Origin of the sequence: Flavobacterium taihuense (assembly GCF_019351435.1) — a bacterium.
Taxonomy (GTDB): domain Bacteria; phylum Bacteroidota; class Bacteroidia; order Flavobacteriales; family Flavobacteriaceae; genus Flavobacterium; species Flavobacterium taihuense.
The window spans coordinates 250965-267594 of record NZ_JAHWYN010000005.1 but is presented as its reverse complement, the minus strand read 5'-3'; the positions used below and the strand labels follow the sequence as shown (position 1 = coordinate 267594).

Here is a 16630-nt window from a genome sequence, read left to right as displayed (position 1 = left end):
TGAAATGGGATTTTTTCTATAATCTGGGTTCTATACTCTGCTAACTAATTAGCCACTTCGCTAATGAATTTTATTCGCATCAATCGCAATTCATCAAGATCATAGTCACCATCAAATTCTTTGAGGGCTTTCTCAATACTATCGGATTCGGATTCCATAAAATACTCGTGAATCTCTTCTTGTTGATCATCATCTAGCATTTCGTCTATCCAATATTTAATATTCAATTTGGTTCCGGAATACACAATTTGTTCCATTTCTTTAATCAAATCGTCCATTTTTAACCCTTTTGCGGAAGCGATATCGGTCAAAGCCAATTTTCTGTCGATATTTTGAATAATATACAATTTATTAATCGAATTGACTCCAGTAGATTTTACAACCAAATCATCAGGACGCATGACATCGTGTTCTTCTACATAACGGCTTATCAATTCAATAAATTCTTTACCGTATTTTTTAGCTTTTCCTTCACCAACTCCATGAATATTGATCAGCTCAGCTTGTGAGATTGGATATTTCAAAGCCATATCTTCGAGGGAAGGATCTTGGAAAACTACAAACGGAGGAACACCTAATTTTTTTGCGACTTTTTTTCGCAATTCGCGAAGCATCGACATCAATAATTCATCGGCTGTTCCAGAGGATTTAGCCGCTGTCACTATAGCCTCATCTTCAGATTCATTGTATTCATGATCTTCAGACATCATAAACGATTCCGGATTTTTCATAAAAGCCAATCCTTCCTTGGTAATCTCAATAATCCCATAGGTTTCGATATCTTTAGACAACAATCCAGCTACAAGAACTTGTCGCAATAATGCCATCCAAAATTTCTCATCATGGTTCGATCCTGATCCAAAAAAGGATTGAGAATCTGTTTTATGGGCATTGATAACCGCATTCACACGACCGATTAAGGTAAAAACAATCTCTTTTGATTTGTATATGTGTTTGGTTTTTTTGACAACTTCCAACAGTTTCAACACTTCGTCTTTGGCTTCCACTTTTGTTTTTGGATTGCGAACATTGTCATCCATATCGGCACCTTCACCGGTTTCGCTGTCAAATTCTTCACCAAAATAATGCAGCAGAAATTTTCGTCTGGACATAGATGTTTCGGCATATGCAACAACTTCATGCAACAATGCAAATCCTATTTCTTGTTCCGCTACTGGTTTTCCTGATAGAAATTTTTCTAGCTTTTCTACATCTTTATAAGAATAATAGGCTAGGCAATGTCCTTCTCCACCATCTCGTCCGGCTCGTCCGGTTTCCTGATAATAACTCTCTAATGATTTTGGAATATCGTGATGAATCACAAAACGTACATCAGGCTTGTCGATTCCCATACCAAAAGCGATGGTTGCCACAACAACTTCTACATCTTCCATCAAAAACATATCTTGATGTTTGGCACGTGTTTTGGCATCTAAACCCGCATGATAGGGAACGGCACTGATTCCATTTACTTGCAAGACTTCTGCAATTGCTTCCACTTTTTTGCGGCTCAAACAGTAAATAATCCCCGATTTTCCTTTGTGCTGTTTGATAAATCGAATAATATCCGATTCAATATTCTTTGTTTTAGTACGAACTTCATAAAACAAATTGGGTCTATTAAATGATGCTTTAAAGGTAGTAGCATTGGCCATTTCCAAGTTTTTCAAGATATCCTCCTGTACTTTTGGAGTGGCAGTAGCGGTAAGTCCAATAATAGGAACTTCACCCAATTGCTTAATGATGTTTTTTAGATTTCGATATTCAGGTCTAAAGTCATGTCCCCATTCCGAAATACAATGCGCTTCATCAATAGCGACAAATGATATTGGCACCGTTTGAAGGAATGCAACGTATTCTTCTTTGGTTAAGGATTCTGGAGCTACATATAATAACTTAGTAATACCCGCTGTAATATCGGCCTTTACTTGAGTAATTTCGGTTTTGGTAAGGGAGGAATTTAGAACATGTGCAATTCCATTCTCGGAAGAAAGACTTCGAATGGCATCAACTTGATTTTTCATCAATGCAATTAGAGGAGATACAACTATTGCGGTTCCTTCTTGAACTAAAGCAGGTAATTGATAACAAAGCGATTTCCCTCCACCTGTAGGCATAATAACAAATGTATTTTGCTTATTTAGCAAACTTGTTATTACCTTTTCTTGCAGGCCTCTGAATTGGCTAAAGCCAAAATATTTCTTTAATTCTTTGTGTATGTCAATTTCGTTTGAATTCATTCTTTAATATGTGGTATTTTATATAAATTTGCGGCACATAAAGATACAACTTTCTTTTACACTTACAAATTTTAAATTATCAGTTTTGATTACAAAAGAAAACATATTGGCCAATGCCAAGAAAACAATTGAATCCGAAAGCCAATCTATTGCTAAACTAATTGATTTTATAGACGATACATTTGTGGAAGTGGTACAATGCATCTACAATTCGAAAGGAAGATTGGTCATCACGGGGATTGGCAAGAGTGCTATTATTGCTCAAAAAATGGTAGCTTCATTCAATTCAACAGGGACGCCATCTTTATTTTTACATGCCTCTGAAGCGATTCATGGTGATTTAGGAATGATACAAAAAGACGATGTTATTATTTGCATTTCAAAAAGTGGCAATAGTCCGGAAATCAAATCATTAGTTCCGCTTTTGACTCGTTTTGGCAATAAACTAATCGGTATGACCGGAAACATGACGTCCTTTTTGGCCAAAGGTTCCCATTATGTCTTGAATACAACTGTTGATGCTGAATCTTGTCCATTAAATCTGGCGCCCACAAATAGCACTACTGCACAATTAGTTATGGGAGATGCCATCGTAGTATGTCTGATGGAAATGAGAGATTTCAAAGCAGAAGATTTTGCAGTGTATCATCCAGGTGGTGCTTTAGGCAAAAAATTATTGCTTCGTGTGAAAGACATGTTGGAACACACCTTAAAACCAGAAGTTGGCCCTGAAACTCCAATTAAAAAAGCGATTTTCGAAATTTCGGAAAAGCGTTTAGGGGTTACTGCAGTGGTAGAAAACAATAAAGTAATTGGAATAATTACCGACGGAGATATTCGAAGAATGCTAAACGACAGAGATACTTTTGCCGAATTAACCGCTAAAGATATTATGACCAAAAACCCAAAAACAGTACAATCCACAGACATGGTGGTGGATGCTTTTAATATTATGGAAGATTTCTCCATTACTCAACTAATTGTTGTGGACAATGGAGCGTATAAAGGGGTATTGCATTTACATGACATTTTAAAAGAAGGAATCGTATAATGGCACAGAAAAACCTAGGCGAAATGTCCTTTTTAGACCATCTGGAAGAGTTAAGATGGCTCTTAGTTCGAAGTACAACAGCTGTAATCATTATGGCTTGCGCTACTTATTTTATTAGTGATTACTTGTTTGATACCATTATATTTGGTCCTACAAGGCCTACCTTTTTCACCTATCGCTATTTTTGTGAATTATCACATCAATTAGGATTTGCCGAAAGTATTTGCATCACAGAAATGCCTTTTATCATTCAAAATACTGAAATGGAAGGTCAGGTCAATATTTTTGTATGGATGTGCATCTTGGCTGGTTTCATTTTGAGTTTCCCTTACATTTTATGGGAAGTTTGGAAATTCATCAGCCCCGCTTTGTATGAAAAGGAAAAGAAAAATGCTAGAGTATTTATATTTACTTCTTCATTGCTTTTCTTTTTGGGGGTTATATTTGGTTATTTTGTAGTTATTCCAATGTCAGTAAATTTTGTGGCTACTTTTACGGTAAGTAGCGTTGTCAAAAACCAATTTACACTGGACTCTTACATAGGAATGGTAAAAACCAGTATTTTGGCTAGTGGATTGTTCTTTGAACTCCCGATAATTATTTATTTCCTAACCAAATTAGGCCTGGTAACTCCGGAATTTTTAAGAAAATATTGGAAATACGCTGTTGTAATAATCTTAATTGTCGCTGCAATTGTTACTCCTCCCGATGTGGTGAGTCAAACTATTGTAGCCATCCCAATGTTGCTTATTTATGAAGTAAGTATATTGATTTCAAAAATTGTAACACTAAATAAAAAGAAAGAAAATGTCTGATATTATACAAGAATTTAACGACTACCGTTCTAAAATGAACGAAAAATTATTGGCCGATAACAATAAAATAGTAAAACGTATTTTTAATCTGGATACCAATGCGTATACTGCGGGAGCTCTAGATGTGAAGACCAAAGAACTTTTAGGATTGGTTGCCTCCACTGTTTTGCGTTGTGATGATTGCGTAAAATACCACTTAGAAACCAGCTATAAAGAAGGAGTTACCAAAGAAGAAATGATGGAAGCAATGGGAATTGCAACCCTTGTCGGAGGAACAATTGTAGTACCACATTTGCGCAGAGCTTATGAATTCTGGGAAGCATTGGAAGAAACCAAATAATTATTCGTTGGTTTGTTTAATCGTTAATTGCGCGATTAAACGATTAAACGGTTAAACATTTCAAACGATTAAACTAAAAAAATGAAATTAAGAGCAGAAAATTTAATAAAAACATACAAAGGTCGTTCTGTTGTAAAAGGCATTTCAGTAGAAGTAAACCAGGGAGAAATCGTGGGACTTTTGGGACCTAACGGTGCCGGAAAAACAACTTCTTTTTATATGATTGTAGGATTGGTAAAACCAAATTCAGGAAATATTTATCTGGATGATTTGAATATTACCGATTATCCAATGTACAAAAGAGCCCAACAAGGAATTGGATACTTGGCACAAGAAGCTTCTGTTTTTAGAAAATTAAGTATCGAAGATAACATTTTGAGCGTTTTGCAATTAACCAAACTTTCCAAAGAACAACAAGAAGCCAAAATGGAAAGCTTAATTGCCGAATTTAGCTTGGAACATATCCGAACTAATCGTGGAGATTTGCTTTCAGGAGGAGAACGTCGTCGTACCGAAATTGCCCGTTGTCTGGCAACAGATCCTAAATTCATCTTACTGGATGAACCTTTTGCAGGTGTTGACCCCGTTGCTGTTGAGGATATTCAAAGAATTGTAGCTCAATTAAAAAATAAAAATATTGGAATCTTAATAACCGACCACAACGTACAGGAAACGCTGGCTATTACCGATAAAACCTATCTCATGTTTGAAGGAGGAATTCTAAAAGCAGGTGTTCCTGAAGAATTGGTTGAAGACGAAATGGTACGTCGTGTATATCTAGGCCAAAATTTCGAATTGAGAAAGAAGAAGCTAGAGTTTTAATATTTATCTTTTCAATAAATGATTTTGTCATGATACCAAAGAAAAAAAATGACGATTGGAAAGATAATGATCCTGATAAAGAAACGTGGGAGAAATGGAAAAAAGACCCTAATAAATGGAAATGGGGCGGCATTTATTATAACAAAGAAGACAATCGCCTTTTTGTTCCCAAAAAAATAGAATGGATGGGGATAACTATCAATTTTGCCAATAAAAAAGCAAAATGGGCTTGTCTTTTATTCTTGTTGTTTTTTTCAATGGTTCTATTTTTTATTCTAAATAAAAGTTAATCGAATCAACGCGCTTCATTAATGGCATAACTGACAACTACTACTCAACAGTAATATATTCCAACTGCTGTAAATCACCATTATAAATATTCACATCAACATTATTCTCGATTCCAGGTACAGTAGCTTTCTCTGTAAATTGCCAAAAGAGCCAATCTTCCTGAATTTCTTCCCGATAAAAGTTGTAATTGGCTATCCAAAAAAGATAATCACTAAACTCCTCTTTCAAAAAATCATCATAGTATTTCTCTCCTGTATAAATTATGGGCCGTACTCCATAATGTGATTCTATGGCTTCTAACCAACGCCTTAAACCAATTTTTAATCGCTCAATGGATTGTTCTTTTGGGAGTCTTTCGATATCCAAAACAGGCGGCAAATCCCCTTTTTTAAGCTTTACCGTTTTTATAAAAAGTTTGGCCTGTTCAAGAGAATTTTCGTTAGGTCGGTAATAATGATAGGCTCCACGAATCATTTTATTTTCTTTGGCGCCAAGCCAATTCAGTTTAAATTGATTATCTACCCTATCGTTTCCAACGGTTGCCCGAATAAAAACATAACGTATAGGATATTTTTCTTCAATAGTATCAACATAAGACCAACGGATTTTTCCTTGATATTCGGAAACATCAATACCGACTACTTTTCCCTTGCTTTTTTCTAAAACCTTTAAATTACGAGCTTCAGAAAAAACATTAGTTTCTTTATTATAATGTGATTTAAAACCTAGATAATAGGCAAAACTGGAACGGTAATGATAAGCTACTGACAATACAACCAAAAGCAAAAAACCAATTATAAAATATCTAAAAAATTTAGTAGAGAAAATGGAGTTCTTCTTTTTCGCCTTTCGGGTATAAGTTGTTCTTGTATTCTTTCTTTTCATCCAAAACTTACTTCTTTAAAAACTTATTATTAATCACCGAGAGCAATACATAGAAAATAATAACCAGTGCAACACCTAAATAGTGAAGAAAAACCAACATCAAAACAGAAATGGCCAAGAAAATAATTTGAAGTACATTGTCTTTAAAATTAAACTTCTTGATTTTTAAAGAAAATAAAGGAATTTCAGCATTCAATATATAAGCACTAAACAATGCTATTAACAGTAAAACCCATTTCTCTGTCAAAATTTCAAGTACCATTAATGAATCGGCGGAATAATACGCTTTGACTAGTGGAAGACTCAATATAAAAAGAGCATTGGCTGGAGTTGGCAACCCAATAAACGAATCGGTTTGACGTGTGTCTATATTAAATTTTGCCAGACGCATACAAGAACCCAAAGTGATAATAAAACCTAAATAAGGAAAAAATTGCAGATAGCCTTCACTCATATAAACCGAGCTGCTTTGCATCATTTTAAACATTACAAACCCCGGAATTACGCCACTTGTTACCATATCAGCCAATGAATCCAATTGCAATCCTAAAGGCCCCGATACTTTAAACAATCGGGCAAAAAAACCATCAAAAAAATCTAAAAAAATTCCGACGCAAACAAAAAAGAATGCCATTTCAAATTGATCTTTACTTACAAATATTAGAGCGATGCAACCGCAAAAAAGATTTAATAAAGTAATTGTATTGGGAATATGTTTTTTGATGTTCATAGTTTTAAATTGAATGATAAGCTCGACAAATTTAATATAATAAGTGAAAGCGATACTTGTTTTGTTAATAGATTTTAGATGCTTCTTAACAAAAATTATTAATTCATTGAATTGAAGTAGCTACATCATCAAAAAACTTTATTTTTGGTAAAAATTAAAAACGCATTACGCCTCCAAATACTCTCTTTTGAAAAAAACACAGCTCCTTTTGTTCCTTTTTATTGTAAATACTATCTACAGCCAGACAGTTCGAAAATATTCGAATGAGTTCATGAATATAGGTGTAGATGCAGCAGCTTTGGGAATGTCAAATGCTGTGGTGGCTTCTACTTCTGACGTCAATTCATGCTATTGGAATCCAGCAGGACTGCTTCATCTGGAAGACAATCAAATGGCCTTAATGCATTCCAATTACTTCGCCAATATTGCCAAATATGATTATGCTGCTTATGCTAGTCCCATTGATGACCGAAGTGCTTGGGGAATATCGGTAATACGTTTTGGTGTTGATGATATTATGAATACCACCGATTTGATAGACAACGAGGGTAATATTGATTACAATAGAATTAAACTGTTTTCTACGGCAGACTATGGTTTTACCTTTTCGTATGCCGTAAAATTACCCGTCCCCGGATTTCAATATGGAGTAAATGCCAAAATTATTCGAAGAATCATTGGGGATTTCGCAACTTCTTGGGGATTTGGCTTTGATTTAGGATTACAATTTGAAAAAAATGATTGGCAATTTGGGTTAATGCTTCGTGACATCACAACGACTTATAATATTTGGAACATCAACGAAGAAGCCTATAAAAAAATAGCTGATGCCATCCCTGGCCAGAATCAGGAAGCACCTGAAAGCACAGAGATTACCTTACCGAAAGCGCAATTGGGTGTGGCCAAAAAATTTGTTTTTCATGACGATTACAGTCTTTTGACCACCGCCAACATGAATATGCAGTTTACTCAGACAAATGATTTAATTTCAAGCAGTTTGGTGAGTATCGATCCAGCAATTGGTTTGGAATTTGGTTACACCAATCTTGCTTTTTTGAGAGCTGGCGTTGGGAATTTCCAAAAGGTAACACAATTGGATAATGGAGAAAAAATAGGATTTCAACCCAACATTGGTTTGGGTTTTAAATACAAAGGAATCGCAATTGACTATGCATTAACTGCATTAGGCAACCAAAGTACAGCAATGTATTCCAATGTGTTTTCTTTGAAAATTGATTTATCCCTTTTTAGAAACTAACTTTAGACCCTTAAAAATCACATTTTAAATTAAAAAATTGACAAAATGAATATCTATCAATTAAAAAAAATATTTTTATGCATTCTTTTGCTGAGTTCAATCTGCAACTCATTCAGCCAAAATACCTTGTTATCCAAAAATGCTCGAATTAGTATACTTACCTGTGGTACCGGAAACGAATCGTATTCTTTATTTGGTCACACAGCCATAAGAGTCAGTGATTTAGAGAACAATCTCGACGTTGTCTATAACTATGGTGCTTTTGATTTTGATACACCCAATTTTGTGATGCAATTTACCAAAGGGAATTTAAATTATTTTATAGTAAACAATAGATATATTGATTTTATGAATCAATACAATTATGAAAAGAGAAGTGTTTATGAACAAGAATTAAACATTCCACTAGCGCTCAAACAAAAATTATTTGAAAACTTAGCTCAATCACTGCTATCTGAAGAACGTTTGTATCAATATAAATTCATTGATAACAACTGCACTTCGAAAGTGGTAGATGTAATCAACAAGACATTGAATGCGAAAGTAATTGTCAAAAAAACGGATACAGACCAAACTTACAGAAGTATTTTATACCCTTATTTTGACAATCATTTTTATGAAAAATTAGGAACGAGCATTGTATTTGGAACAAAAGTGGACCAAATGGGCACTAAAATATTTTTGCCCTTTGAACTTCAAAAAAGTTTAAAACTCATTCAGTATCAAAACCATCCTTTATGCCAAGAAAATAAAACATTAATCGCTTTCGAAGAAGAAACACCAACTTCTTGGTGGAACAACTGCTATACTTATCTTGTACTTTTAGGGTTTGTGATTTTTATAAACAAGAAAAGTATTGATTTTATTTATCTAACAATTATAGCTTTATTGGGTTTGCTATTTGTTTTTTTAGGATTTTATTCTTCGCATCAAGAGTTAGGATACAACTACAACATTCTATTGTTCAATCCTGTACTCTTTATGGTATTGTATTTTTGGAGCACAAGAAACCCAAAATGGACCTACAGATTTTCTGTCTTAAATATTCTTATGATGATTGTGTATTTCTTTTTCATCATCACAAAAATTCACTTGCTTATTGTTTCACCAATACTGATAACCAATTTGATTGTTTTAGCGCGTCTGGCTATCAAACACAAAAAACGCATTCCTATAATTATTTAATTTATTGGCCTCTATAAAATAAAACCGTAGAAACCGTTTTGAAAGCAATGCTCAAATCCAAGTAAATGCTTCGATGTTTGATATAATACAAATCATATTGTAATTTTATCAGGCTATCTTCCAATTTTTCGCCATAGGAATAATTGACTTGAGCCCAACCGGTAAGTCCAGGTTTTATGATATGACGGGTTTCATAGAACGGCATCATTTGAGCAATTTCTTTAACAAAAACAGGTCGTTCAGGTCTTGGACCAATAATAGCCATATCTCCTTTTAGAATATTGATAAACTGCGGAAATTCATCTATTCTGGTTTTTCTTAAAAATTTCCCAAACTTGGTAACTCGAGAATCATTCGTTTTAGCAAAAACGGCTCCTGCTTTTTCGGCATTTTTCACCATGGTCCGAAATTTTATAATTTTAAACACAACACCATCTTTACCGACTCTTTTTTGAGTATAAAACAATTTTCCTTTGTTCCAAAAATTATTACATACCAATATTAAAGGAATTAAAAATAGCCCTATTACTATGCCAGCCAATGAAAAAACAACTTCAAATATCCTGATAGAATAAAGGTATAATTTATTTTGGTTGCTACGACTGAAAGGGAAGAAACGGTAAAAGTCTCGCGAAATATATTGAACCGGAATACGTTGTGTTTTACTTTCATACACATGCGTATATTCCCGAATACTCTTACCCGATTCTAATAAATGAAGTAATTGCTGATATAATTCAGCCGTAATTCCATCAGTTTTTTGAGAGGCAATCACTACTTCTGAAATTCCATTTTCGGCAACAAATAAAGTTAGATCTTCTATTTTAATATGTCTTACATATTGATAATCAAACTCTATAATTGAAATAGAATCAGTATCTGAATTAACGTATCCTATTATTTTATAATGAGGGTCGACACTCTCAAGACCCGAAACAAGCTCCTCAACCTGTTCCTTATCACATACTAAAACCACATTTTGAACAAATCTATTGGATGCTAAAAAACGAACATAAATCATTCTCCAAGCATATAATGCTACAAAAACTGTAATGTAAAAAAATAATAATTGCAAACGGTTTTTAGGTAATTGGGGAGAAAAAACAGGTGTTAATAAATAAAACACTACCGTGGAGGATGTCGTTAGAACTGCACTTCTTAATACTTGAAAATGATTACTTGCTACTTGAAGATTGTACATTTCGAAAATCGCTCCAAATATGTTAATGTAAACAGCCAAAATAATTACCCAATAATAATTAGAAGCTGTAAATTGAAAATAATCGAATTTGAAAATAAAGCCTATACTATACAACCCAAGCAATACAAAAACTACATCAAAAAAACGTAAAAGTAATTTACGTTCAGATATTTCGAAATGCATTTTTTTTTTATTACCCATAAATTTTAAAACTTATTTTTGCTGCAAGTTACTTATTATATAAAAACTAAACCTCCTTTATTTCAAAATAGCCATCCACTCATCCTTAACTATTTGCCAGTCAAAATATTCTGCTTTCAGTCTTGCGTTCTTAGTTAATTCTTGAAAAATATCCGGACTATCCATTAATTTCTGAATTTGACTAACCATTTTATCGACATCATTATCTGACACCAACAAAGCATCTCGATTATCCTCCAGAAGAAACGGAATTCCCCCAACATTGGTAGATACGACCGCCAATCCTAAGCTCATAGCTTCCATAACGCTAACCGGTGTATTATCAAAATGAGTTGTATTAATAAATATATCATAATTTTTAGAAAGGGAAATCCATTCTGGTTTGGATAATTTACCTGTAAAAAGCACTTCCAATTTTAACTCTTTGGCTTTTTGTTTGGTACTCAATAAACTTCCGTCTTTTTCTGGTCCAACCATACAAAGCGTCGCTTCGGGATATTTTTTTTTTATGACTTCAAATACCTCAACAGCCATCATAGGATTGTATATTTCTGCAAAAGAGCGTACCCATAATAGATTGGGAGTGGCTATTTCTCGTTTTAAAAATGGATAACTTCTTAATTCAATAGCATTGGGAATGTGAATTACATTTTCATAACCTTCTCCTTTAAATTGGTCTTTCAAGAAAAGAGACGGTGCTATATTCTGAAAAGAATGTTTAAAAATCATTTGGCAAACTCTTGGATTATTTTTTAGTCTAGAAGCTAAATTTCCGCCGTGCAGAATTGGTATATATTTTAATCGAAACAATCTACACAACTGAGATGTCGCAAATGCATACCAGAAATTAGTCGTACTATACGTGTCAATTAGTACTACATCTACCTTACAATACCGAACTACATTCCACAACATGGCAATCAATCTTCGAGCTTGATTTTTTTGAGAAGCACTATATGATACCATAAATCCCTCTTGCTCCAAAAGTGGGCCAAGAATTTCAATGGTCGTTGGGGTAACTCCATGTTTGGATAATTTATTTCCTATGTACAGTAGATGTTTCAACAGTATAAACTTTTAATAATGAAAGAGCATAAACAAATGCAGGAGCAGCTAGACGCATGGCGGCATGATTAATAGTTAACAACCAAAACGCTAAAAAAGACAATGCCAATATATTTTGACGATTATTAACAAATAAAAACAAAGGAGTACAAAATAAAATCAGTAAATCAATCAAACCAAGAGAACCATGTTCTGCCAACATTCTCGTAATCTCATTATGAGAAGCTAAATCAATTCCGGTCTGTTGCCTTCTTATTTCTTTGTTTTTACCCACACCAACCCCTAAAATAGGATTATCTAAAAACATTTGCAATTCGGATTCAATAAGCACCTCTCTACCACTTAGTTGACTTTTTTTCTTTCTCCCTAAAGCATCTTCATTTGCATACCGCTTATTTATCATTCCGCTGGTTTGTATGGAACTATATCCCCAAACGCCCAAACCTGCCAAAAAAGACACAATAACAATCAACCCTATTTTAGGCTTTATCGTAAAACTAGCTTGGAGATACAATACTACCAAAAGTATAAAAATCATCCCTATTGCCGTCATTACCCCTCCTCTCGAAAAAGTAACAATTCCTCTAAAAGCAAAAACTAGAACAAATGATGCATTTACAATTTGTAATAACCTACTCTTAGAATTCAATAACAATTGCACAAAAAAAACAAACACCCCTAATCCCAATATGGTAGAAACTTGATTGGGTCCAAATCCACCTGATGTAGCAAAATTAGATTGCGTCCCTGTAACCACATCCTTCACACTAGGGCTAAACAGAAACAAATAAACGGACGTAGCAATTAACGGTAAAGAAAAAGCAGCTATTATTGCTTTCAAACGATCAAATGATACTTTTCTTTGGTAACAATATATAGAACAAAAACCCAAACAAACGGGACCTGAAATATTAAACGCAATTGCTTTTCTTATATCCGTATCAAAATTTAAAGAAAGAGTAGATATAACAATACTGGGGACCAACAATATCAAAAAGAGCCAATACATTATGGCATTCTTCAAAAAACCGGAATACACCATACCCAAAAACATAAAAATCATGATGGAGTATTTCCCAAACTCATTCAAGATCATTCCGTCTGTCATTCGCAAAAGTACCTCAACACTAACGACATAAGCAGATATAATAAGTGCTTCATTGTTTTTGTTCCTGTTTTTTACAATATAAAAAACACCAAATACGAATAGTGTTAAAGTATATATTTTTGATATAAAAGGAAATACATATACCAATACTCCCAAAAAAGCATGAAATAAAATTAAATAAACATACGATAATTCTTCTTTTTTCATTTTAACTGATTTGCAACCACTTTAAATATTTTTCAATCACACTTTCAGCCGTATAACTGATTTGAATAGTATCATATAATGCACTTCCAAATTCAGATTGCAATTCCTCACTAGTTATCAAATTAACCAGAGACTCATAAAACAAATCCGGTTTATTAGAATCAACAATAAAACCATTCAATTCATGTTGCACTATCATAGGTATTTCACCAACACGAGTAACAACAACCGCTTTTTTATACAATCCATATTCTAAAAGCGCTACAGGCAAACCCTCAGATTTAGAAGTCAAAACAGCAATAGATACTTGATTTAGTATGTTTTCAATATCTTGTTGCGAACCGTAAAGAAATACATTATTTTCTAAATCGTACTCCTGAATCAATCTAGAAATTTGTTTGGAATAGTCATCTTCAAAATCTTTTCCAACCAAATGAAAAGTCCAATCAGGATATGACTGCTTTAGTTTTATGGCAACCTCTAATAATAAAAAGTGGTTTTTATCACCTCTCAAATTTGCCAAAGAAACAATCCTTTTCTTATTTTTCCCTTTCAAAATGGTGGTAGCTTCCACTCCTATTTCTTTTACTGGAAAATTAGGCAAATAAATAACATTATTGGCCTTTAATTGTTGTTTGACCCAAATTTTAAGCTCTTGATTTACGGCAATTACTCCATTAAAAAAAAGTGCACTAAATCTCAAAATCAATATCTTTTTTTTAGGCAAAGAACGGCTATTACCGTGATGATTGTGCCAAAATAATTTCAAAGAAGGAAACGTCAATTTTAATAAAAATCCCAAAAAAAAAGAAGTACTATGGGCATGAATATGAGTAATCTTGTTTTTTAAAACAAAAGAACGCAATCTAAAAAGAGCCCCAAAATCAACTTTGCCCTTTTTATTCAAAAACAAATAAGAAACATTTCCATTTATTTGATCTAAAAGTAGGCCTTCTTTTCTAGTAGCCACTATGCCAGAAAATTCTATTTGAGTGGCAAGCACATTCGCATAACTAACTGCCATACGCTCAGCACCACCTGCTTCAAGGGAATCTATTAATTGAATGATTCTCATTAATTTAAAATCCAATTTTTTAAATCAATATATGTCCATTTTAGAGGGCCCCAGATATTGATTTTTTTAGAATCACTGTTTAATCTACTACCATCATACACATAGTAATAATGATTAGCATCCAACCGTTGAATATCCAACTGATGCATGCCTGCATTAAATTCTTTGATATCTTTATTAGCCTTTAAAAAAAAGGGTGATTCTCTTTTGGTGGTATAGGATCCATCTTTAAAAGAAAATCGATATAATGACAATCCGTATCCATAACCATTGGTACAATTTTGAATGGGCAAAATCAATCCTTTTTTATCTGCAAAAAAACGTCCTCCTGCCCTTGCTTCCGTTCCCATTAGAGCAATAGGCTTTTTATTCAAGCTCCATTTTCCAAAAAGAGAATCCGCTTGATAGACATACATATTTAGTTTATCATCTGATGCCACCATAATACTTAGAGAATCTGAAACATAAATAGAAGGATCTTTCAATCTAACATTACTGACTAAAGTATCACAAACTCTCCAATCATAAGGGAAATGATAAGCTTTGTATAACAAAACGGCATTGGCTTGCTTAGACTCTGGAACCATATAAAAACAATTTTTATATTTAAATACCTGTGGATAGGACAAATGGAACTTTTGTGTCAGAACTGTACCCCGATAGTAGTAATTCTTACCATCGATAGAAGTCAGTAAACCAACATCTCCATTTGTTTTGGTTTTTTTATGCTCAAAAAACAAATAAAAGGTGTCTTTTTCTTTTACAAAGAAAGGATCTGCCAGAAAAACTGTACTGTCATTTTGTGCTTTTAACTTCTCAATAGAATAAATGTCATTTTCTTTCACATTTATAACTTTCGGATAATCACTGGACTCTCCATACCCTACAGACCAACCGCCTCCATCTTTTTGGAAAAAGGGGGTTCTTTGATTTATTAGTAATACAGACAGAATTCCTAAAAACAAAATTCCAACTAAAAATTTCTTCATTTTACATTAATTTTTTATAATTTTTTTTATTTCTGATTCAAAAACATCCAAGGTATATTTTCTGGACCAATTAGATACCTTATTTCTTCTATTCCTAAAATTAATTTCATCATTAAGTAATACTTCCAATTGTAGAACATCTTGTTCCAAATTGTGGCGGCAGTTCGAGCTAAGCTCTCGAGGCATTTGCAACAATACACCTCTTTCACCATAATCAAGCATAAAAGGGACACATGAAACGGGAGTAGCTATAGGAATGCACCCCCAAAACATCCCTTCGGCTAATGCTTTTGGCCAACCTTCACTTTTAGAAGGCAATAGCACAAAATGGCACCTTTGATAAGCTTCTGTAACTAATTTTTGATTTTGGTTACCTCTTAATACTATCCTCTTTTCTAGACTATTTGAAACAATATAACTTTCCAAAACTTTACGTTCTATACCTTCTCCATACAAATCTAAAAAAACGTTATATCCTTTTTTAGATAATGATTCCACTAATTGAATAGCATACAATGGATTTTTCCCTTGAGATAAAGTGCCTACAAAAACAAAATGTATTTTCCCCTTTAAGTCCAACAATTGAATCGGAGCTTTATCCGATTCCAAATAGGTTGCCGTAAAAAAGGGTTTTATATTTTTTGAACTTCCCTCCCATTCCCCATAAACTAAAACCTGCATATTTCTGGTCAAAAAGGTATTGTCCAAAATCCATTTTTGCAATCGGTAACTCCATGGTTGATTAGCTTTCGGGTCCCAATTTCCTGCATATTTTGCTGTTTTGGGTTTATTAGGAAATAAGATTTGAATCAAACACCCCAATAATCCAATATTCCCCGGGCATCTTAAATGAATATGATCGGCTTGAAACATGGCTTTGTAAATCTGCCAACTTATTTTAGGAGCTTTTAAAATAGCGTTCAAAACAGCTCTAAATCCTAATAAACTGATTGAATCAATTTTATAAAAAGTGATTTTTTTCTGGTTGTAAGGAATATCAATTGCGGTCTTCTCCCTTTGAATGATTGGAGCAACAATCAGAAACTCATCAATATGTTTTCCCCAAACATTCATTTCACGAACGTATGGAGCATATGCAAAATAACTGTTTTTATCAGTAATATGCTGAACATGAGTAATTATAGCGAACTTCATAACAGAAAAATG

Annotated in this window: 16 protein-coding genes; 7 read left to right on the top strand and 9 right to left on the bottom strand. The window is 33.6% G+C overall.

The window, feature by feature from the left end; translation table 11 throughout:
* Window positions 1-44: 44 nt before the first annotated feature.
* Window positions 45-2240, bottom strand: a complete 2196-nt coding sequence (recQ, locus tag KZH69_RS07880) for a DNA helicase RecQ (RefSeq protein ID WP_219316884.1) — start codon at window positions 2238-2240, stop codon at window positions 45-47.
* Between the two features lie 85 nt (window positions 2241-2325).
* On the opposite strand from recQ, the gene KZH69_RS07875 reads away from it, so the two are divergent.
* The 5 genes from KZH69_RS07875 (at window position 2326) to KZH69_RS07855 (ending at window position 5558) form a co-directional block, all read left to right on the top strand.
* On the top strand, window positions 2326-3291 hold the full coding sequence (locus KZH69_RS07875) for a KpsF/GutQ family sugar-phosphate isomerase (protein ID WP_219316883.1): 966 nt from the start codon (window positions 2326-2328) through the stop codon (window positions 3289-3291).
* Window positions 3291-4106 (top strand): twin-arginine translocase subunit TatC, encoded by an 816-nt coding sequence (gene tatC, locus KZH69_RS07870; protein WP_219316882.1) that lies wholly within the window; start codon window positions 3291-3293, stop codon window positions 4104-4106. The genes KZH69_RS07875 and tatC overlap by 1 nt, the downstream gene beginning before the upstream one ends.
* A complete protein-coding gene (locus tag KZH69_RS07865) occupies window positions 4099-4446 on the top strand; it encodes a carboxymuconolactone decarboxylase family protein (protein ID WP_219316881.1) in 348 nt (115 codons plus the stop codon). Before tatC ends, KZH69_RS07865 begins: the two co-directional genes overlap by 8 nt.
* A gap of 81 nt (window positions 4447-4527) precedes the next feature.
* The gene (gene lptB, locus KZH69_RS07860) at window positions 4528-5268 is read left to right on the top strand and encodes an LPS export ABC transporter ATP-binding protein (RefSeq protein WP_219316880.1); all 741 of its coding nucleotides are present in this window, start codon (window positions 4528-4530) and stop codon (window positions 5266-5268) included.
* Between the two features lie 29 nt (window positions 5269-5297).
* Window positions 5298-5558 (top strand): DUF5808 domain-containing protein, encoded by a 261-nt coding sequence (locus tag KZH69_RS07855; protein WP_219316879.1) that lies wholly within the window; start codon window positions 5298-5300, stop codon window positions 5556-5558.
* Window positions 5559-5598: 40 nt separating this feature from the next.
* Here KZH69_RS07855 and KZH69_RS07850 read toward each other — a convergent pair whose 3' ends face one another.
* Both KZH69_RS07850 and KZH69_RS07845 read right to left on the bottom strand, forming a co-directional pair.
* Complete coding sequence (locus KZH69_RS07850) at window positions 5599-6444, bottom strand: glycoside hydrolase family 25 protein (protein WP_219316878.1); 846 nt, start codon at window positions 6442-6444, stop codon at window positions 5599-5601.
* Between the two features lie 7 nt (window positions 6445-6451).
* Window positions 6452-7174, bottom strand: coding sequence for a CDP-alcohol phosphatidyltransferase family protein (locus KZH69_RS07845; protein ID WP_219316877.1), 723 nt, complete (start codon window positions 7172-7174; stop codon window positions 6452-6454).
* A 187-nt stretch (window positions 7175-7361) separates the two neighbouring features.
* On the opposite strand from KZH69_RS07845, the gene KZH69_RS07840 reads away from it, so the two are divergent.
* Together KZH69_RS07840 and KZH69_RS07835 are read left to right on the top strand one after the other, a co-directional pair.
* Window positions 7362-8432, top strand: a complete 1071-nt coding sequence (locus KZH69_RS07840; RefSeq protein WP_255557682.1) for a putative type IX sorting system protein PorV2 — start codon at window positions 7362-7364, stop codon at window positions 8430-8432.
* 45 nt (window positions 8433-8477) lie between these two features.
* Window positions 8478-9617 (top strand): lipoprotein N-acyltransferase Lnb domain-containing protein, encoded by a 1140-nt coding sequence (locus KZH69_RS07835; RefSeq protein ID WP_219316876.1) that lies wholly within the window; start codon window positions 8478-8480, stop codon window positions 9615-9617.
* A gap of 1 nt (window position 9618) precedes the next feature.
* On the opposite strand, the gene KZH69_RS07830 is transcribed toward KZH69_RS07835, so the two are convergent.
* From KZH69_RS07830 to KZH69_RS07805, 6 genes are read right to left on the bottom strand one after another with little or no spacing between them, the layout of a single operon-like run.
* Entirely contained in the window at window positions 9619-11019 is a 1401-nt protein-coding gene (locus tag KZH69_RS07830) for a sugar transferase (protein ID WP_219316875.1), read from the bottom strand.
* A gap of 57 nt (window positions 11020-11076) precedes the next feature.
* Window positions 11077-12084 carry a glycosyltransferase family 4 protein gene (locus KZH69_RS07825; protein WP_219316874.1) on the bottom strand — a complete coding sequence of 336 codons (1008 nt, stop codon included), beginning with the start codon at window positions 12082-12084 and terminating at the stop codon, window positions 11077-11079.
* Window positions 12056-13399: an O-antigen ligase family protein gene (locus tag KZH69_RS07820; RefSeq protein ID WP_219316873.1), complete on the bottom strand. Its 1344-nt coding sequence runs from the start codon at window positions 13397-13399 to the stop codon at window positions 12056-12058. Before KZH69_RS07820 ends, KZH69_RS07825 begins: the two co-directional genes overlap by 29 nt.
* A gap of 1 nt (window position 13400) precedes the next feature.
* Entirely contained in the window at window positions 13401-14474 is a 1074-nt protein-coding gene (locus KZH69_RS07815) for a glycosyltransferase (RefSeq protein WP_219316872.1), read from the bottom strand.
* Window positions 14474-15463 (bottom strand): glucosamine inositolphosphorylceramide transferase family protein, encoded by a 990-nt coding sequence (locus KZH69_RS07810; RefSeq protein ID WP_219316871.1) that lies wholly within the window; start codon window positions 15461-15463, stop codon window positions 14474-14476. The genes KZH69_RS07815 and KZH69_RS07810 overlap by 1 nt, the downstream gene beginning before the upstream one ends.
* A gap of 6 nt (window positions 15464-15469) precedes the next feature.
* The gene (locus tag KZH69_RS07805) at window positions 15470-16618 is read right to left on the bottom strand and encodes a glycosyltransferase (protein ID WP_219316870.1); all 1149 of its coding nucleotides are present in this window, start codon (window positions 16616-16618) and stop codon (window positions 15470-15472) included.
* Window positions 16619-16630: the final 12 nt, after the last annotated feature.